This is a genomic window from Zestomonas ipomoeae, assembly GCF_057128665.1.
Genome location: NZ_JBSKHQ010000010.1, coordinates 60108 through 76420, shown reverse-complemented (window position 1 = coordinate 76420; position 16313 = coordinate 60108). Strand labels below are relative to the sequence as shown.

The following is a 16313-nucleotide window of genomic DNA, read 5'->3' as shown; positions in this document are numbered from 1 at the left end:
GGCAAATACTAGTCACTCTTATTTAGCTTCTCAACCAAAACCGCCACCGAACGGCTGAGCGCCTGCCGGCAACCCGCTGATTCCACAGCGACTGCGGCGATGGGTCACAGGATTTTCGCGCCGGGGCCATTCCGCGCGGATGGCCTAGAGGGAAAGCTCCGGCACCAGCGGGCGTGCCAGTTCCGGCAGGTCGCCGGACAGACCGAGGGCCTGGCGAACGAACAGCGCCTTGGCCTCGGGCAGGCCGTCCACCAGGTTGAGTCCGGAGTTGCGCAGCCAGCGCAGCGGCAGCGGATCGGCCTGGAACAGCCGCTCGAAGCCCTCCATCGCCGCCATCATCGCCAGGTTGTGCGGCATGCGCCGCCGTTCGTAGCGACTCAGCACGCGCACATCGGCAAGGTTCTCGCCGCGCCCATCGGCATGCAGCAGCACCTCGGCGAGTACCGCCGCATCGAGGAAGCCGAGGTTGACCCCCTGCCCCGCCAAGGGATGAATGGTATGCGCTGCATCGCCGATCAGCGCCAGCCCCGGCTCGACATAGCGCTTGGCATGCCGCTGGCGCAGCGGGATGCGCAGCCGCGGGTCGGTCGCCAGCACCTCGCCGAGGCGCCACTCGAAGGCCTTGCCCAATTCTCGGCAGAAGCCGCCGTCGTCCAGCGCCATCAGCCGCTCGGCCTCGACCGGCGTCACCGACCAGACGATCGAGCACCAGTGCTCGGCAGCGTCCGCTCGCTGCAGCGGCAGAAAGGCCAGCGGGCCGTCGTCGGTGAAACGCTGGCGCGCAGTACCCGCGTGCGGCTCGGCACAGCGCACGCTGGTGACGATGGCGTGGTGCAGATAATCCCATTCGCGGGTGGCGCAGCCGGCCAGGCGGCGAATGGCCGAATTGGCGCCGTCGGCGGCGATCAGCAGCGGCGCGCGCAACTGGCGGCCGTCGGCCAGGGTCAGCAGCCAGTCGTCGCCGGAGCGACGCAGCTGTTCCAGGCGCGCATTGGGCAGCATGTCGATATCGCTGTCGTACAGGCATTCGAGCAGGGCATCCTGCACCACGCGGTTCTCGACGATATGGCCGAGGGTATCGGCATGCACGCTGGCGGCGGCAAAGTGAATGCTGCCGGTGCCGGAGCCATCCCAGACTTCCATGTCGCCGTAGGGCGCGCTGCGACGGTTGGCGATACCCGACCAGGCGCCGAGCCGCTCGAGAATGCGCTGGCTGGCGGCGGACAGCGCGCTGACTCGCGGCTCGAAGGGTGCCATGGCATCGAAGGGACGCAGGCTGAGAGAGCCGCCGTCCACCAGCAGGATCTTGCGACCGCTGCTCCGCAGGGCCAATGCCAAGGCACTGCCGACCATTCCGGCACCGACGATGATCAGATCCGCCTGCATGTTTCCCTCAACTCGCCAGTGGCGCAGCCGCGCGCCGCTATTCCAGGGGGAGCGCCGTGCGCTCCGCGGTTATCTTTCGCTGCGCGCCGTTCAGCTCGGCCGCACGCCCAGGCCCATGGCCTGGCGGGCGAACCAGCGCTTGGCCGGTGGCAGCAGGTCGAGGCCGAGCAGGCCGAGGTTGCGCCCGGCGGCGAGCAGCGGCTCGCCATTGCTGAACAGCCGGGTGACCTGGTCGGAGAAACCCACGGTCAGTTCCTGGTCCAGCCGTTGCCGCTCGCAATAGCCGCGCAGGGTGGCAAAGTCGCCCATCGGGGCGCGACTCTCCAGCAGCGCCTCGGTCAGCGCCAGGGTGTCGCGCAGGGCCAGGTTGAAGCCCTGCCCGGCGATCGGATGCAGGCTGTGGGCGGCATTGCCGAGCACCACCAGATGGGGGCGTACCTGCTCCTGGGCCTCGACCAGTTCCAGGGGATAAAGGTGACGGGCGCCGACCTGGCGCAACGCACCGAGACGATAGCCGAAGCACTGCTGCAGCTCGTCGAGAAAGGCACGCTCCTCCAGCTGCGCCAGGCGCTCCGCTTCCGCGCCGGGGCGGGTCCAGATCAGCGCGCAGCGATTCTCCGGCAGTGGCAACAGGGCCATCGGCCCGTCGTCGGTGAAACGCTCGAACGCCTGCCCGCGATGGGCCTCGGCGGGGCTGACGTTGGCGATCAGCGCGCTCTGCCGATAGGGCCGCCGGCTGATGCCGATGCCCAGTTGCTCGCGCAAGCCGGAACGGCCGCCGTCGGCCAGCACGGCCAGTTCGCAGTCGAGTTGGGTCTCGTCGTCGAGCGCCAGGCGATAGCCCTGATCGAGGGCCTGCATGCCAGTGACCTGCGCCGGGCAGCGCCAGCTCACCACCTCCGGGTCCAGTGCCTGCCACAGGCACTGGCCGAGCCAGGCGTTCTCCACCACGTAGCCGAGGGCTGGCACGCCCTCCTCCATCGCCTGCAGGCGCGCGGCACCGAAACGGCCACGGTCGGAGACGTGGATCTGCAGGATCGGCTCGGCGCGGCGGGCGATGTCCTGCCAGAGGCCGAGCCGCTCATAGATCTGCCGGCTGCCGAAGGACAGCGCCGAGGAGCGCGCATCGTAGCTCGGCTGGAAGCTATCCCCCGGTGCGAAAGGCTCGATCAGCACGATCGACCAGCCGCGCGCCTTGGCGCCGGCCTGCAGTGCCAGGGCCAGGCTGGCGCCGACCAGGCCGCCGCCGATGATCGCCAGCTGGACCTTGGCCATCAGGCGGCCTCGCTACGAGCGGCGGCCATCAACGCCTCGATTGCCTCGACAGTTTTCGGCGCCGCGCCGGTCAGGATCTCGCAGCCGGTCTTGGTCACCAGCACGTCGTCCTCGATGCGCACGCCGATGCCCCGCCATTTCTTCGCGACCTTCTCGTTGTCGGCGCCGATATAGATGCCCGGCTCGACGGTCATCGCCATGCCCGGTTCGAGCACGCGCCACTCGCCACCGACCTTGTAGTCGCCGACGTCGTGAACATCCATGCCCAGCCAGTGGCCGGCGCGGTGCATGTAGAACGCCTTGTAGGCCTCGCTGGCGATCAGTTCGTCCACCGCGCCCTCCAGCAGTCCCAGCTCCACCAGCCCGGCGGTGATCACCCGCACGGTGGCTTCGTGGGCCTCGTTCCAGTGCTTGCCGGGGGCGATCTCGGCGAACGCCGCTTCCTGCGATCTCAGCACCAGCTCGTAGATGGCCCGCTGCTCCGGCGAGAAGGTGCCGCTGACCGGGAAGGTGCGGGTGATGTCGCTGGCGTAGCAGTCGATCTCGCAGCCGGCGTCGATCAGCACCAGGTCACCGTCCTTGAGCGGTGCGTCGTTCTCGCGGTAGTGCAGGATGCAGGCGTTCTTGCCGGCGGCGACGATGGACCCGTAGGCCGGCATCTTCGCCCCGCCCTTGCGGAACTCGTAGTCCAGCTCGGCTTCCAGGTGATATTCGGACAGACCGGCACGGCAGGCCTGCATCGCTCGCACGTGGGCGCGGCAGGAAATCTCCGCGGCGGCGCGCATGGCCTTGGCTTCGGCGGCCGACTTGTACAGGCGCATGTCATGCAGCAGATGGTCGAGGGCGACGAATTCGTTCGGCGGCTGGGCGCCCTGGCGCGCCTTGGAGCGAATCACGTTGACCCACTCCATCAGATGCCGGTCGAATTCGGCATTGGTGCCCATGGCGTAGTAGACCCGCTCGCGACCCTCGATCAGGCCAGGCAGGATGTCGTCGATATCGCCGATGGGGAAAGCGTCGTCCGCACCGTAGTTGGCGATGGCGCCATCCTGGCCGGCGCGCAGACCGTCCCACATTTCGCGCTCCGGATCGCGCTCACGGCAGAACAGCACGTATTCGCCATGCTCGCGCCCAGGGATCAGCGCGATCACCGCCTCCGGTTCAGGGAAGCCGGAGAGGTACTGAAAGTCGCTGTCCTGGCGATAGATATGCTCGACATCGCGATTGCGGATATACACCGGCGCCGCCGGCAGGATGGCGATGCTGTTGGGTTCCATCTGCTCCATCAGCGCCTTGCGTCGACGGGCGTATTCCGACTTGGGGATATGGGTCATAGGCAGAACGGGTCCATGGGAAGAGCGGTGAAGGAAGCGCCGCCGGGCGGCGCGTCTTTGCAACTAGACAGGCGCCGCATGGCCAATGCTCAACAGCCCACGGCCCGCTGCATCAATGCAGGGAAGGCTTGGGCTGGGCCGCCAGCGGCTTGGCGCACTCGCTGAACAGCAGCAGCGGCGCGACGCGCAGGTATTCCATGACTTCCATGTAGTCGCTTTCGCCATCCTCGGATTCTTCCAGGGTGTCTTGCACCTGGGCGATGGCGCCGAGATCCTGCAGCACTTCCATGGCCTCGGCGGACAGCGCGCGATCACGGGCGGTAATGCCGAAACCGGAGAGGAAACCCTGGCACCACTGGCCGAGGGCGACGGCACGCTCGGCGAGCGGGGCATCGTCGCTGGGCAGCAGCAGCACCAGGGCGATGTCCTCGCCGGCCAGCTCGCCCTTGACCATTTCCTGCAGGCCGATCAACGCCTGGCGCAGGCTGTCCTGCACGGCGCCGCCGAGCAGCTCGGCGGCATCGGTCAGCCAGGGGTCGACTTCGAAGCCGGCGCCGGCGCAGCTGCGGCCAAGCAACAGTCCGTGCAGTTCGGCGGGAGAGGCGGGTTGGCCACTGCTGGCAAGCAGCGCGGCAAAGGCACTATAGGGGGAGTTTTCGCTGGGCATGGGCGGCTATGCGACGCAGGGCTCAATGACTAGAATGATGGCCTCGTATCCTAGCACCGCGCGGCCTGCCAAAACCATCGACGGTCGCCACGGGTTTGCCCCCTCGCCGGGGCACTCTATATAGTCCCGCTCATTCCACTGCCAAGCGAGAGCCCATGGAAGACGCCGAACTGCATGACCTTACGACCAAGCTGGAGTTGTTGATCCAGCGGGTCGAGCAGCTCAAGGCCCATAATCGGCTCCTTCTCGCCAGTGAACAGGCCTGGCGCGAGGAACGTGCCCATCTGATCGAAAAGAACGAAATGGCCCGGCAAAAGGTCGAATCGATGATTTCGCGCCTGAAGGCCCTGGAGCAGGATTCATGACCCAAGCGACCACCGTTACCGTGCACATCCTCGACAAGGAATACTGCATCGCCTGCCCGCCCGACGAGCGCGCCAATCTGGAAAGCGCGGCCCGCTACCTCGACGGCAAGATGCGCGAGATTCGTGGCAGCGGCAAAGTGGTCGGTGCCGATCGCATTGCCGTGATGGCCGCGCTGAACATCACCCACGACCTGCTGGACAAGCAACAGCGCCTGGATCGCGAAGCCAGCGCCACCCGCGACCAGGTGCGCCATCTGCTCGGTCGTGTCGATCATGCGCTGGCCGTCGATCCGGATGCCGAGCAAAGCTGATTGCCCGGCGGCGGTTTGCGGTATACTGGCCGCCACTCCCTGGTGTGTGCGCCAGTCGGCTATGTCCCTGAGCCGATACGCACAACCACGGGGGTTGCAAGTTGAGGCAGGTGTGCATGTCCGCCTGACGGAAAGCCTTAATGCTTCCTGCAACCTCCACCTTGAACTTTCGGGTTCAAGGGCTAACCCGACAGCGGCACTTCGGGGAGTCATCCTTCCTCGCGCAGCACCCGGCGTCCTGCCCGGCGATGCCAGCGATTCGCACCAAACTGGTCAAGATATGACCAGGAGCGTCACCCCTCCATGATCGTCGCCGACTCGCTCAGCCGCGCCCAGTTGCGTCGTTTGTTACGCCAGACCCGTCGCGCCCTCGACCCAGCCGCTCAGCGTCGCGCCGCCCAGGGGCTGTATCGCCAACTGGCGCAACACCCGCTGTTCCGCCGCGCCCGGCATATCGCCCTGTATTTGCCCAACGATGGCGAGATCGACCCGCGTCCGCTGCTCGCCGAGGCCCGACGCCGGGGCAAGACCACCTACCTGCCCGTGCTGAATCCCTGGCCGCGCACGCGCATGGTGTTTCAGCGCGTCGATGCCGGCGAGCCACTGCGGCCGAACCGCTTCGGCATTCCCGAGCCACGCATTCGCGCAGGGCGACAGCGCAAGGTCTGGGCACTGGATCTGGTATTGCTGCCGCTGGTGGGCTTCGATGAACAAGGCGGCCGCCTTGGCATGGGCGGCGGCTTCTACGACCGCAGCCTGGCCTATCGGGCACGACGCAAGTGCTGGCTGCAGCCAATGCTGCTGGGGCTGGCCCACGAATGTCAGAAGGTGGATCGGCTGGCGATGGCCAGCTGGGACGTGTCGTTGCAGGCGACGGTCACGGACAGGGCATGCTACCCAGGGGCACGCAGCGAGACCGCGCTCCCTGCGGTGCTCGCTACGCCGGTCGCTTCAGCTTAAGGCTGCTGCAGCGACTGGCTGGCGGGTATTTCGCCCTGGCGTTCCCACAGGCTCTGGGTGTAACCGGTGGTAACTACACCCAGGCCGAAAAGAATCACCAATACCCACAATAGATCTGGCTTGCGTTTCATCTAAAGGTTGCCCCCCTTCCAGGCACACTGCGCATGATGACCGGTGGCGGTTATTGTTATAGGTCGTACGGCGGCACCAAGCTTAGTCGCCGGCATTCTCCGACAACGTGAAGCCTTGCGCAATTTCTTGCGCAACCGGTTATCGGTGAAACTCCGCCAGCGCCCGCGTCGTTGGCGGCAACCGAGGAGCAAGATCCATGCCGTATTGGCTGATGAAGTCCGAACCCGACGAGTTTTCCATCCTCGACCTGCAGCGCAAGGGGCGCGCTCGCTGGGACGGCGTGCGCAACTACCAGGCACGCAATTTTCTCCGCGCCATGGGCGAGGGCGACCTGTTTTTCTTCTACCACTCCAGCTGTCCGGAGCCGGGGATCGCCGGTGTCGGGCGCATCGTCGGCGAAGCCTATTCCGACCCCACCGCGCTGGACCCGGCCAGCCCCTACCACGATGCCAAGGCCGACGCAGCGAAGAATCCCTGGACCGCCCGCGACGTGGAATTCGTCGAGGCCTTCGCCGAGGTCCTGCCCCTCGCGGCACTGAAGGCCGAGGCGGCGCTGGCCGCGCTGCCGCTGGTGCAGAAGGGCAGCCGGCTCTCGGTGATGCCGGTGGGCGATGCCGAATGGCAGGTCGCGCAAGCGCTGGCGCGCCGGCGTCGCTGAACCGCAGGCACGCGCGCCGCACATTGAGCTGGCACCGGCACTGTGCTATGAGGGTATGAAACCTCCTGGACAGCCCCTATGCCACGTGCACGCTCTGCCTGGCCAGCCAGGCTCAGCATTGCGCTGTTGTTTCTCGCGCTGTGCTCGGCCAGCGCCCTGCTCTGGCGCCAACTGGACATCAGCCAGCAGGAGCGCGTGGGTGAGCGCGTGGCCTACCAGGCACGCAGCCTCGCCCAGGGGCTGGAAGGCAGCCTGGCCGACCAGGCGATCGAACTGCGTCGCATCGCCCAGATGTGGGGGCATCGCGGACGCATTCCACGCGACCAATGGGAGCTGGACGTCGGCTACGCCCTGCAGCACTTCGCGGGCTATCAGTCGATCCAGTGGCTGGGAGCCGACCTCAACATGCGCTGGCTGCTGCCGCTCCAGGGCAACGAGGCCGCGCAGACCTTTCGCCTCAGTCCGGCACACCCCAACTTCGACCTGGCGATGCGCGCCAAGGCCGACGGCACCCAGCAGTTTTCCAATAGCTTCGATCTTGTCCAGGGCGGGCGCGGGTTCATCCTCTATACCCCGCTGTACATTCCCGACGAACACGGCGAACCGGTGTTCGACGGCTTCCTGCAAGGGGTCTTCCGCGTCGAGCGCCTGATGGCCGAGCTGCTTCCTCCCGAGGACCGGGAAAGCTTCAGCGTGCGCCTGCTGGAGTTCGGTCGGCCGATCTACAGCCACCCGCACGAGGGCGCCCTGCCGCGGTTGCTGCAACAGGTGCCGTTGCAGCTACAGAACAACAGCAATTTCTCCCTGGAGCTGATGCCCACCGAGAAGCTGCTGCAGCAATTGAGCACACCGCTGCCGGAGATCGTGCTCGGCGCCAGCCTGGCCATCAGCCTGCTGCTGGTCGCCGCCCTGGCCCTGGCCCTGGAGAACGCTCGCCGCGCCACGGCCTTGCAGGCCAGCAACCGGCGCCTGAACGAGGAAGTGGCCCAGCGCGAGCGCATCGAACACACCCTGCGCGACAGCCGGGAACGCCTGCAACTGGTGCTCGACCTCACCGGATCGAGCCGCGACGGCTTGTTCATCATCGATCCGCAGACCCGCGACATCCTGCACATGAACCCCGCCACCTACGGCAGCCTGGGCTATTCGGCCGAGGAATTCGCCAAGCTGCTCAAGGACGACCCCGAACGCCTGCTGCCGGATTTCCACGCCTGGCTGGAACTGGTCCGCCAGGCCCATCGGCACAACCTGTCGAAGATCTTCCAGCGGGAGATGCGCCGCCGCGACGGCAGCAGCCAGGCGGCGGAGATCAGCGCGCAACTGGCGACGCTGAACGGCCACGAGTATCTGATCGGCGTTTCCCGCGACAACAGCGAACGCCTGCAACTGGAGGCGCGCCTGCAGCGCCTGACGCAGCTGGACGGCCTCACCGGGCTGTACAACCGGCGCTTTTTCGACCAGCAACTGCAGGCGGAATGGCGCCGGCTTCGCCGCATCGGCGCACCGCTGACCCTGTTAATGCTGGATATCGACCACTTCAAGGCCTACAACGACCGCCTCGGCCACCTGGCCGGCGACGATGCCCTGCGCCGGGTCGCCACGACCCTGCAGGGCTGCCTGCAGCGGGAAGGCGACGTGGCCTGCCGCTATGGCGGCGAGGAGTTCGCCATCATCCTGGTCAACACCGCGCTGCAGGGTGGCGAGCATGTCGCGGCGCGGGTGCACGAGCTGATCGCCGACCTCAACCTGCCGCACCCGGCCAGCCCGCTCGGGCGCCTCAGCCTGAGCATCGGCCTGGCCACCTCCGATCCCAGCCAGGACAGCCACTCGGATGCGCTGGTCGCCCACAGCGACCAGGCGCTGTACCGGGCCAAGCGCGAAGGGCGCAACCGCACCTGCGTGTGGAGCCCGCTCGACGTGCAGCGCACCGGGCCGTGGGAAGTCGCGGAGTAGCCGGTACCGGCTATTGGATGATGAGATTGTTGAACAGCAGGTCGTCCACCAGCGGCTTGCCCTCTTCCTGCTCGAGCACCTGTTGCACCTGCTTCAGCGCCTCCTGGCGCAACTGCTCCTTGGCCTCGACGCTGCCCAGGGTCTCGTCGGTCTGCTCGGAAAACAGCATGACCAATTGGTTGCGGATCAACGGCGTATGGTGCTCGACCCGCTCGGCCGCCGCCGCGTCGTTGACCCGCAGGGAAATCTCGGCCTTGAAGTATTTCAGCTTCGGCCCGCTGCCATAGTTGCCCACCAATGCAGGAAACAGACTGATGTAGCTGACCTGCGGCACGGCGCCCTCGGCCGCCTCTTCCTTCTCGCTGGCCAGGGCGGGGAGCGACAGCAGCAGAACCAGCAACAATGCGATGCGAGATTTCACGGACGGACCTCTTCGTGGATATGCCCAGCCTGCGCAGCAAGGCGTCTGGCGAACGGAATGGACACTAGCATAGCCAGAGTGCCGCCGGCGCCCAAGCGCACGCCTTATGTCCGTCCATCAGGAAGGGCCATGCTGATTGACCGACCCCGCCCCGCGCCTACACTGCTGGACGCATACAGAACCGCACAGAGGAAACCCGATGAAAGCCGTGCTCTGCAAAGCCTTCGGCCCCGCCGACAGCCTGGTGCTGGAGGAAACCGCCAGCCCCGAAGCGAAGAAGAACGAGGTCCTGCTCGACGTGCACGCCGCTGGCGTCAACTTCCCGGACACCCTGATCATCGAGGGCAAGTATCAGTTCAAGCCGCCCTTCCCGTTCTCCCCGGGCGGCGAAGCGGCTGGCGTGGTGGCCGCCGTCGGCGAGAAGATCAGCCATGTCAAACCGGGCGACCGTGTGATGGCCCTGACCGGCTGGGGCAGTTTCGCCGAGCAGGTCGCGGTGCCTGCCTATAACGTGCTGCCGATCCCGCCGAGCATGGATTTCGTCACCGCGGCGGCCTTCAGCATGACCTACGGCACCTCGATGCACGCGCTCAAGCAACGCGCCAACCTCCAGCCCGGAGAAACCCTGCTGGTGCTCGGTGCTTCCGGCGGCGTCGGCCTGGCCGCGGTGGAGATCGGCAAGGCCATGGGCGCCCGCGTGATCGCCGCGGCGAGCAGCGCCGAGAAGCTGGAAGTGGCCCGGCAGGCCGGCGCCGACGAGTTGATCGACTATTCCCGCAACAGCCTGAAGGAAGAGGTCAAGCGCCTCACCGGTGGTCAGGGCGCCGACGTGATCTACGATCCGGTGGGCGGCGATCTGTTCGACGAAGCCATTCGCTCCATCGCCTGGAACGGCCGCCTGCTGGTGGTCGGTTTCGCCAGCGGCCGCATTCCCGAACTGCCGGTCAACCTCGCGCTGCTCAAGGGCGCGGCGGTGGTCGGGGTGTTCTGGGGCTCGTTCGCCCAGCGCCAGCCGCAGGACAACCTGGCCAATTTCCAGCAGCTATTCGCCTGGCACGCCGAGGGCAAGCTCAAGCCCCTGGTTTCCCAGGTCTTCCCGCTGGAAGAAACCGCCCGGGCAATCGACGCCCTCGGCCAGCGCAAGGCCGTCGGCAAGGTGGTCGTGCAGGTACGCTGAACCGGGAGGGGCGACCGCCCTTCGTCCTAGACGCGCATCACCACCTTGCCGAATTGCCGGCCACCCTGCAGGTAGTCGTAGGCCTCGGCGATGGCGGAAAAATCGAAGATGCGATCTACCAGCGGGCGCAGCTGGTGCCGGGCGATGAACGAGCACATCTGTTCGAAGTGCTCGACCGAGCCGACCAGGATGCCCCTCAGCGAGGCGTTCAGGCGCTTGAGCTGGGCCAGGTCGGGCCTGGTCTCGAAGCCGGTAAGGACGCCTATCTGCGCCACCTGGCCGCCCTGCGCCAGGCTGTTGAGCGAACGCTCGAGGGTTTCCGGCCCGCCCAGTTCGAGCACATGCTGCACGCCTTGCCCTCCGGTCAGCGCCTTGATCGCCTGGTCCCAATCCGGCTGCTTGAGCGAGTTGATGGTTTGCCAGGCACCGAGGGCGCGGGCGCGTTCCAGCTTGTCGTCCGCCGACGAAATCACGATGGGTCGCGCACCGGCCGCCAGCGCGAATTGCAGACCGAAGGTGGCGACCCCGTCGGTGCCCTGCAGCAACAGGGTGTCGTTCGCCTGCAGCCGCCGCTCGCAGCCAAACAGGGCCTGCCATGCCGTGACACCGGCGCAGGGCAAGGTCGCCGCTTCCTCGTAGGCCAGGTGCTCGGGAATGGCGACCAGGGAGCGCGAAGGCACCACGATCGTCTCCGCCAGCACCCCAGGCCGTTCGCCGCCCAGCGCGGAGCGGGCATAGGCGCCGCGGTAGGCGCCATGCAACCAGTCCTGGAAGAAGCTGGGCATGACCCGGTCGCCTTCCGCCCAGCGACTCACCTCCGCCCCGACTTTCATCACCTCTCCGGCCGCATCGGAAAGCGGCACCAGCCCCTCTCGAATGCCCATGTACAGGCCACGCCGGATCAGCAGGTCACGATAGTTGAGGCTCACCGCCCTGACGCGGACCAGTACTTCATCCTTCGCCAGAGGCGGGACCGGCGTTCGTGAGAGAATCGGTTGAAAGCCGTTGCCATCGGCAGCCAATCGCATGCAGCGGCTGAAGATCGGCAGAACAGTTGCAGAAGACATGAAATATCCCTATTTATGTAATGGCAAATACATAAATAAGCAGTCGACTATTTCCGGTCAAGCTTTTTGTATAGTGATCGCTATGAAAGAAGTCATGGAAAAGAAACCCCGCGGCAGGCCTCGCACCTTCGACCGGCAAGCAGCCCTGCAACATGCCCTCGAGCTGTTCTGGACGCAGGGTTACGAAGGCACCAGCATCGCCGACCTGGTCGCCGTCATGGGTATCAATCCGCCCAGCCTGTATGCCGCCTTCGGCTCCAAGGAAGCGCTGTTCCTGGAAGCGATCGAGTGCTATCTGCAGGGACCGGGCAGTTTCCTCCAGCGCGCGCTGGACCATGCCGACAGCGCCCATGCCTTCGTCACCCGCATGCTGACCGACGCCGCCGTGGAGTTCACCGACCCCAGGCACCCGGCCGGCTGCCTGATCGCCAGCACCCTGCTCACCTGCCCGGCGGCACTCTGCAACCTGGCAGCCACCATCAAGGACATGCGCCTGGAAACCCTGGCGGTCATCGAGCAGCGGCTGAGCGAGGGGCAACAGGCGGGCGAACTGCCGGAGACGATCGACTGCGCGGTGCTCGCGCGCTTCTATTCGACGCTGCTGCAAGGCCTGTCGATCCAGGCCCAGGATGGCGCTTCCCGGGACGCCCTGCTCGCCGTCGTGGCGATCACCCTGAGCCGCTGGCCTCAGTCCCTGGGCGCGTAGGCGAACACGTCCGCGCGCATCTGCTGCGCATCCATTCCGGACGCCACCAGCGCATCCAGCGTGGCATAGACCATCGCCGGCGAGCCGCTGGCGTAGACATGCAGCGTTTTCAGATCGGCAAAATCCTCGCGCACCGCTTCATGCAGCAAGCCACGACGCCCCGGCCAGTCGTCGGCATCGCTGACCACCTGGTGCAGAGACAGGTTGGCCAGCCCGCGCCATTCCTCCCAATGCGGCAGCCGATAGAAATCCTCCGGCCTGCGCACCCCCCAGTAGAGATGCACGGGATGGGCGAAGCCGGCGGCCCGGCAGTACTCGATCAGACTGTGCATCTGCGCCATGCCGGTACCGGCGGCAATGAGCACCAGCGGGCCGGGCGGCAGTTCGCCCAAGTGCGTGTCGCCGAAGGGCATCTGCACCCGGACGACGCCTTGGCGGCGCAGGAAATCGATCAGCGCGCGGGTAGAGTCGTCCCGGGCCAGGATGTGCAGCTCCAGTTCCCGCCCGGCGTGGGGCGAGCTGGCCAGGGAGAACGCCGAGTAGTCGCCATCCTCGCGCTGCAACAGCAGGTACTGTCCGGCGTAATAGCGCGCCGCCTTGCCGGCGGGCGCACGCAGGCGCACGCGAAACACGTCGCCGCCGGCATCGAGGCACTCGATCAGCTGGCAGCTCAGTTCGCGAACCGGCAGCTCGCCGGGGGCGAGCACGCCGTCCCAGTGCAGCACGCAGTCCTGCTCCGGCTCGGCCAGGCAGGCGAAGACCTCGCCATGGTCGCGGGTTTCGCCGGCCTGGCGAACCCGGCCGTTGACCAGCAACGCGGCGCAGATCTCGCAGTTGCCGTTGCGGCAACTCTGCGGGCACTCGTAGCCGAGGCGGCGCGCCGCATCGAGGATGCGCTCGCCGCTTTCGACTTCGAGCACCGCGCCGGAAGGTTGCAGGGTCACTTTCATCAGTCGATCCCCAGATCGGCCCAAAGCGCGTCCACCCGACGCTTGACCGCCTCGTCCTGGACGATGGCGCGGCCCCATTCGCGGGTGGTCTCGCCCGGCCACTTGTGGGTGGCATCCAGGCCCATCTTGGAGCCCAGCCCTGACACCGGCGAAGCGAAATCCAGGTAGTCGATCGGCGTGTTGTCGATCATCACCGTATCGCGCTTGGGGTCCATGCGCGTGGTAATCGCCCAGATCACGTCGTTCCAGTCCCGCGCATCGATGTCGTCGTCGGTGACGATAACGAACTTGGTGTACATGAACTGTCGCAGGAACGACCACACCCCCAGCATGACGCGCTTGGCATGGCCGGGATACTGCTTCTTCATGGTCACCACCGCCATGCGGTAGGAACAGCCCTCCGGCGGCAGGTAGAAGTCGGTGATCTCGGGAAACTGCTTCTGCAGGATCGGCACGAACACTTCGTTGAGCGCCACACCGAGTATCGCCGGCTCATCCGGCGGCCGGCCGGTGTAGGTGCTGTGGTAGATCGGGTCGCGACGCCGGGTGATGCGCTCGACGGTGAACACCGGGAAGCGATCCACCTCGTTGTAATAGCCGGTATGGTCGCCGTAGGGACCTTCATCGGCCATCTCGCCCGGATGGATCACGCCTTCCAGCACGATCTCGGCGCTGGCCGGCACCTGCAGGTCGCTGCCGCGGGCCTTGACCAGTTCGGTCTTGTTCCCGCGCAGCAGGCCGGCGAAGGCGTACTCGGAGAGGCTGTCGGGCACCGGCGTCACGGCGCCGAGAATGGTCGCCGGATCGGCGCCCAGCGCCACGCAGACCGGATAGGGCTGGCCGGGGAACTTCTCGCACCAGTCGCGGAAATCCAGCGCACCGCCGCGATGGCTCAGCCAGCGCATGATCACCTTGTTGCGACCGATCACCTGCTGGCGGTAGATGCCGAGGTTCTGCCGTTCCTTGTTCGGGCCCTTGGTGATGGTCAGGCCCCAGGTGATCAGCGGGCCGACATCGCCGGGCCAGCAGGTCTGTACCGGCAGCTTGCCCAGGTCGACGTCGTCGCCCTCCTCGATCACTTCCTGGCAGGGCGCGTCCTTGAGGACCTTGGGCGCCATCGACAGGACCTTCTTGAAGATCGGCAGCTTCGACCAAGCGTCCTTCAGGCCCTTGGGCGGCTCGGGCTCCTTGAGGAAAGCCAGCAGCTTGCCGATTTCACGCAGCTCGCCGACGTCCTCGGCGCCCATGCCCAGTGCCACCCGCCCGGGAGTGCCGAACAGATTGCCGAGGACCGGGATATCGAAGCCGGTAGGTTTTTCGAACAGCAGCGCCGGGCCGCCCTTGCGCAGGGTGCGGTCGCAGATCTCGGTCATTTCCAGCACCGGCGAAACCGGTGCGGCGATGCGCTTGAGCTCGCCGCGCTGTTCCAAGCCACGGATAAAGTCGCGCAGATCGCGATACTGCATGCGGGGGCCTCGTCTAGGCGTGCAGGTCGGGGCGCAAAGTTTAGCGCCGAACTCGGTTATTCCAAAACATGCCGGACAAACAAAGGCCGGGTTTCCCCGGCCTTGGTTGGCATGCTCGGCACGTTTACTTGCGACGCATCGACTGGAAGAACTCGTCGTTGGTCTTGGTCGCCTTGAGCTTGTCGATGAGGAATTCGATGGCGGCGATCTCGTCCATCGGGTGCAGCAACTTGCGCAGGATCCACATGCGCTGCAGCTCGTCCTCGGCGGTCAGCAACTCTTCGCGGCGGGTACCGGCACGGTTGATGTTGATGGCCGGGAATACGCGCTTCTCGGCGATGCGGCGGTCCAGCGGCAGTTCCATGTTGCCGGTGCCCTTGAATTCCTCGTAGATCACCTCGTCCATCTTCGAGCCGGTCTCGACCAGCGCGGTGGCGATGATGGTCAGCGAGCCGCCTTCCTCGATGTTACGGGCAGCACCGAAGAAGCGCTTGGGCTTCTCCAGGGCATGGGCGTCGACACCACCGGTGAGCACCTTGCCGGAGCTAGGGATCACGGTGTTGTAGGCACGCGCCAGGCGGGTGATGGAATCGAGCAGGATGACCACGTCCTTCTTGTGCTCGACCAGGCGCTTGGCCTTCTCGATCACCATCTCGGCGACCTGCACGTGGCGGGTCGGCGGCTCGTCGAAGGTGGAGGCGACCACTTCGCCGCGCACGGTGCGCTGCATCTCGGTCACTTCTTCCGGGCGCTCATCGATCAGCAGGACGATCAGGTGGCACTCGGGGTTGTTGCGGGTGATGTTGGCCGCGATGTTCTGCAGCATGATGGTCTTGCCCGCTTTCGGCGGGGCGACGATCAGGCCGCGCTGGCCCTTGCCGATCGGCGCGCAGAGGTCGATAACCCGACCGGTGAGGTCTTCGGTGGAGCCGTTGCCGGCTTCCATGACCAGGCGCTTGTTGGGGAACAGCGGGGTCAGGTTCTCGAACAGGATCTTGTTCTTCGCGTTTTCCGGACGGTCGAAATTGATGGTATCGACCTTGAGCAGCGCGAAGTAGCGCTCGCCTTCCTTCGGCGGGCGGATCTTGCCGACGATGGTATCGCCGGTACGCAGGTTGAAGCGGCGGATCTGGCTCGGCGAGACGTAGATGTCATCCGGACCGGCCAGGTAGGAGGAGTCCGCGGAGCGCAGGAAGCCGAAGCCGTCCTGGAGAATCTCCAGCACGCCGTCACCGGAGATTTCCTCGCCGCTTTTCGCGTGCTTCTTGAGCAGGGAGAAAATCACGTCCTGCTTGCGCGAACGGGCCATGTTCTCCAGGCCCATCTGTTCGGCCATTTCCAGCAGTTCGGTAATCGGCTTTTGCTTGAGTTCGGTCAGATTCATAGATTGACGTAAGTACGAGGGGGTTGGAGCAAGCATTGAGCTTGGGAGGCCGCGCCGCAGAGAATGGCGACTGGATCGCTGTACTTATTCGAGTAGGAATG

The 16313-nt window shown here is 66.0% G+C and carries 17 protein-coding genes and 1 other RNA gene; 8 read left to right on the top strand and 10 right to left on the bottom strand.

Annotated elements, in window-relative coordinates; all coding sequences use genetic code 11:
• Positions 1 to 144 precede the first annotated feature (144 nt).
• From ACWKV7_RS12735 to ACWKV7_RS12720, 4 genes are all read right to left on the bottom strand, one after another.
• The gene (locus tag ACWKV7_RS12735; protein ID WP_483858047.1) at positions 145 to 1386 is read right to left on the bottom strand and encodes a 2-octaprenyl-3-methyl-6-methoxy-1,4-benzoquinol hydroxylase; all 1242 of its coding nucleotides are present in this window, start codon (positions 1384 to 1386) and stop codon (positions 145 to 147) included.
• Between the two features lie 90 nt (positions 1387 to 1476).
• A complete protein-coding gene (ubiH, locus tag ACWKV7_RS12730) occupies positions 1477 to 2661 on the bottom strand; it encodes a 2-octaprenyl-6-methoxyphenyl hydroxylase (protein ID WP_483858046.1) in 1185 nt (394 codons plus the stop codon).
• Entirely contained in the window at positions 2661 to 3995 is a 1335-nt protein-coding gene (gene pepP / locus ACWKV7_RS12725) for a Xaa-Pro aminopeptidase (RefSeq protein WP_483858045.1), read from the bottom strand. Before pepP ends, ubiH begins: the two co-directional genes overlap by 1 nt.
• A gap of 112 nt (positions 3996 to 4107) precedes the next feature.
• Positions 4108 to 4662 carry a YecA/YgfB family protein gene (locus tag ACWKV7_RS12720; protein ID WP_483858044.1) on the bottom strand — a complete coding sequence of 185 codons (555 nt, stop codon included), beginning with the start codon at positions 4660 to 4662 and terminating at the stop codon, positions 4108 to 4110.
• A gap of 155 nt (positions 4663 to 4817) precedes the next feature.
• Here ACWKV7_RS12720 and ACWKV7_RS12715 point away from each other — a divergent pair, with 155 nt between their 5' ends.
• The 4 genes from ACWKV7_RS12715 to ACWKV7_RS12700 all read left to right on the top strand — a co-directional run bounded on the left by ACWKV7_RS12715 (position 4818) and on the right by ACWKV7_RS12700 (position 6298).
• A complete protein-coding gene (locus ACWKV7_RS12715; protein WP_483858043.1) occupies positions 4818 to 5027 on the top strand; it encodes a TIGR02449 family protein in 210 nt (69 codons plus the stop codon).
• Positions 5024 to 5338: a cell division protein ZapA gene (gene zapA / locus ACWKV7_RS12710; protein ID WP_483858042.1), complete on the top strand. Its 315-nt coding sequence runs from the start codon at positions 5024 to 5026 to the stop codon at positions 5336 to 5338. Before ACWKV7_RS12715 ends, zapA begins: the two co-directional genes overlap by 4 nt.
• Positions 5339 to 5371: 33 nt before the next feature.
• Positions 5372 to 5550: non-coding RNA, 6S RNA (gene ssrS, locus ACWKV7_RS12705), on the top strand.
• Positions 5551 to 5641: 91 nt separating this feature from the next.
• Entirely contained in the window at positions 5642 to 6298 is a 657-nt protein-coding gene (locus ACWKV7_RS12700) for a 5-formyltetrahydrofolate cyclo-ligase (protein ID WP_483858041.1), read from the top strand.
• Here ACWKV7_RS12700 and ACWKV7_RS12695 read toward each other — a convergent pair.
• Positions 6295 to 6429: a hypothetical protein gene (locus tag ACWKV7_RS12695; protein WP_483858040.1), complete on the bottom strand. Its 135-nt coding sequence runs from the start codon at positions 6427 to 6429 to the stop codon at positions 6295 to 6297. The genes ACWKV7_RS12700 and ACWKV7_RS12695 overlap by 4 nt on opposite strands.
• Positions 6430 to 6626: 197 nt before the next feature.
• Between ACWKV7_RS12695 and ACWKV7_RS12690 the strand changes: the two genes are divergently transcribed.
• The gene (locus ACWKV7_RS12690) at positions 6627 to 7088 is read left to right on the top strand and encodes an EVE domain-containing protein (RefSeq protein WP_483858039.1); all 462 of its coding nucleotides are present in this window, start codon (positions 6627 to 6629) and stop codon (positions 7086 to 7088) included.
• A 78-nt stretch (positions 7089 to 7166) separates the two neighbouring features.
• Complete coding sequence (locus tag ACWKV7_RS12685) at positions 7167 to 9041, top strand: sensor domain-containing diguanylate cyclase (protein ID WP_483858038.1); 1875 nt, start codon at positions 7167 to 7169, stop codon at positions 9039 to 9041.
• Between the two features lie 10 nt (positions 9042 to 9051).
• On the opposite strand, the gene ACWKV7_RS12680 is transcribed toward ACWKV7_RS12685, so the two are convergent.
• Positions 9052 to 9462 (bottom strand): flagellar basal body-associated protein FliL, encoded by a 411-nt coding sequence (locus ACWKV7_RS12680; RefSeq protein WP_483858037.1) that lies wholly within the window; start codon positions 9460 to 9462, stop codon positions 9052 to 9054.
• Between the two features lie 199 nt (positions 9463 to 9661).
• Here ACWKV7_RS12680 and ACWKV7_RS12675 point away from each other — a divergent pair, with 199 nt between their 5' ends.
• Positions 9662 to 10639, top strand: a complete 978-nt coding sequence (locus ACWKV7_RS12675) for an NADPH:quinone oxidoreductase family protein (protein ID WP_483858036.1) — start codon at positions 9662 to 9664, stop codon at positions 10637 to 10639.
• Positions 10640 to 10665: 26 nt separating this feature from the next.
• Here the strand turns inward: ACWKV7_RS12675 and ACWKV7_RS12670 are convergent, their stop codons facing one another.
• Entirely contained in the window at positions 10666 to 11706 is a 1041-nt protein-coding gene (locus ACWKV7_RS12670; protein ID WP_483858035.1) for a zinc-dependent alcohol dehydrogenase family protein, read from the bottom strand.
• 94 nt (positions 11707 to 11800) lie between these two features.
• Here ACWKV7_RS12670 and ACWKV7_RS12665 point away from each other — a divergent pair, with 94 nt between their 5' ends.
• The gene (locus tag ACWKV7_RS12665) at positions 11801 to 12412 is read left to right on the top strand and encodes a TetR/AcrR family transcriptional regulator (RefSeq protein ID WP_483858034.1); all 612 of its coding nucleotides are present in this window, start codon (positions 11801 to 11803) and stop codon (positions 12410 to 12412) included.
• Here the strand turns inward: ACWKV7_RS12665 and ACWKV7_RS12660 are convergent.
• The 3 genes from ACWKV7_RS12660 to rho all read right to left on the bottom strand — a co-directional run bounded on the left by ACWKV7_RS12660 (position 12394) and on the right by rho (position 16212).
• Positions 12394 to 13362: a CDP-6-deoxy-delta-3,4-glucoseen reductase gene (locus ACWKV7_RS12660; protein ID WP_483858033.1), complete on the bottom strand. Its 969-nt coding sequence runs from the start codon at positions 13360 to 13362 to the stop codon at positions 12394 to 12396. The genes ACWKV7_RS12665 and ACWKV7_RS12660 overlap by 19 nt on opposite strands.
• Entirely contained in the window at positions 13362 to 14828 is a 1467-nt protein-coding gene (gene ubiD, locus ACWKV7_RS12655; RefSeq protein ID WP_483858032.1) for a 4-hydroxy-3-polyprenylbenzoate decarboxylase, read from the bottom strand. The genes ACWKV7_RS12660 and ubiD overlap by 1 nt, the downstream gene beginning before the upstream one ends.
• 124 nt (positions 14829 to 14952) lie before the next feature.
• Entirely contained in the window at positions 14953 to 16212 is a 1260-nt protein-coding gene (gene rho, locus ACWKV7_RS12650) for a transcription termination factor Rho (protein WP_483858031.1), read from the bottom strand.
• Positions 16213 to 16313: the final 101 nt, after the last annotated feature.

What these genes read in the sequence shown, in the direction of transcription:
- ubiH (WP_483858046.1), bottom strand. Translation starts at nt 2,661, where the DNA reads ATGGCCAAGGTCCAGCTGGCGATCATCGGCGGCGGCCTGGTCGGCGCC.
- ACWKV7_RS12665 (WP_483858034.1), top strand. Translation starts at nt 11,801, where the DNA reads ATGGAAAAGAAACCCCGCGGCAGGCCTCGCACCTTCGACCGGCAAGCA.
- ACWKV7_RS12720 (WP_483858044.1), bottom strand. Translation starts at nt 4,662, where the DNA reads ATGCCCAGCGAAAACTCCCCCTATAGTGCCTTTGCCGCGCTGCTTGCC.
- pepP (WP_483858045.1), bottom strand. Translation starts at nt 3,995, where the DNA reads ATGACCCATATCCCCAAGTCGGAATACGCCCGTCGACGCAAGGCGCTG.
- ACWKV7_RS12675 (WP_483858036.1), top strand. Translation starts at nt 9,662, where the DNA reads ATGAAAGCCGTGCTCTGCAAAGCCTTCGGCCCCGCCGACAGCCTGGTG.
- ACWKV7_RS12735 (WP_483858047.1), bottom strand. Translation starts at nt 1,386, where the DNA reads ATGCAGGCGGATCTGATCATCGTCGGTGCCGGAATGGTCGGCAGTGCC.
- rho (WP_483858031.1), bottom strand. Translation starts at nt 16,212, where the DNA reads ATGAATCTGACCGAACTCAAGCAAAAGCCGATTACCGAACTGCTGGAA.
- zapA (WP_483858042.1), top strand. Translation starts at nt 5,024, where the DNA reads ATGACCCAAGCGACCACCGTTACCGTGCACATCCTCGACAAGGAATAC.
- ACWKV7_RS12660 (WP_483858033.1), bottom strand. Translation starts at nt 13,362, where the DNA reads ATGAAAGTGACCCTGCAACCTTCCGGCGCGGTGCTCGAAGTCGAAAGC.
- ACWKV7_RS12685 (WP_483858038.1), top strand. Translation starts at nt 7,167, where the DNA reads ATGCCACGTGCACGCTCTGCCTGGCCAGCCAGGCTCAGCATTGCGCTG.
- ACWKV7_RS12670 (WP_483858035.1), bottom strand. Translation starts at nt 11,706, where the DNA reads ATGTCTTCTGCAACTGTTCTGCCGATCTTCAGCCGCTGCATGCGATTG.
- ACWKV7_RS12690 (WP_483858039.1), top strand. Translation starts at nt 6,627, where the DNA reads ATGCCGTATTGGCTGATGAAGTCCGAACCCGACGAGTTTTCCATCCTC.
- ubiD (WP_483858032.1), bottom strand. Translation starts at nt 14,828, where the DNA reads ATGCAGTATCGCGATCTGCGCGACTTTATCCGTGGCTTGGAACAGCGC.
- ACWKV7_RS12695 (WP_483858040.1), bottom strand. Translation starts at nt 6,429, where the DNA reads ATGAAACGCAAGCCAGATCTATTGTGGGTATTGGTGATTCTTTTCGGC.
- ACWKV7_RS12700 (WP_483858041.1), top strand. Translation starts at nt 5,642, where the DNA reads ATGATCGTCGCCGACTCGCTCAGCCGCGCCCAGTTGCGTCGTTTGTTA.
- ACWKV7_RS12715 (WP_483858043.1), top strand. Translation starts at nt 4,818, where the DNA reads ATGGAAGACGCCGAACTGCATGACCTTACGACCAAGCTGGAGTTGTTG.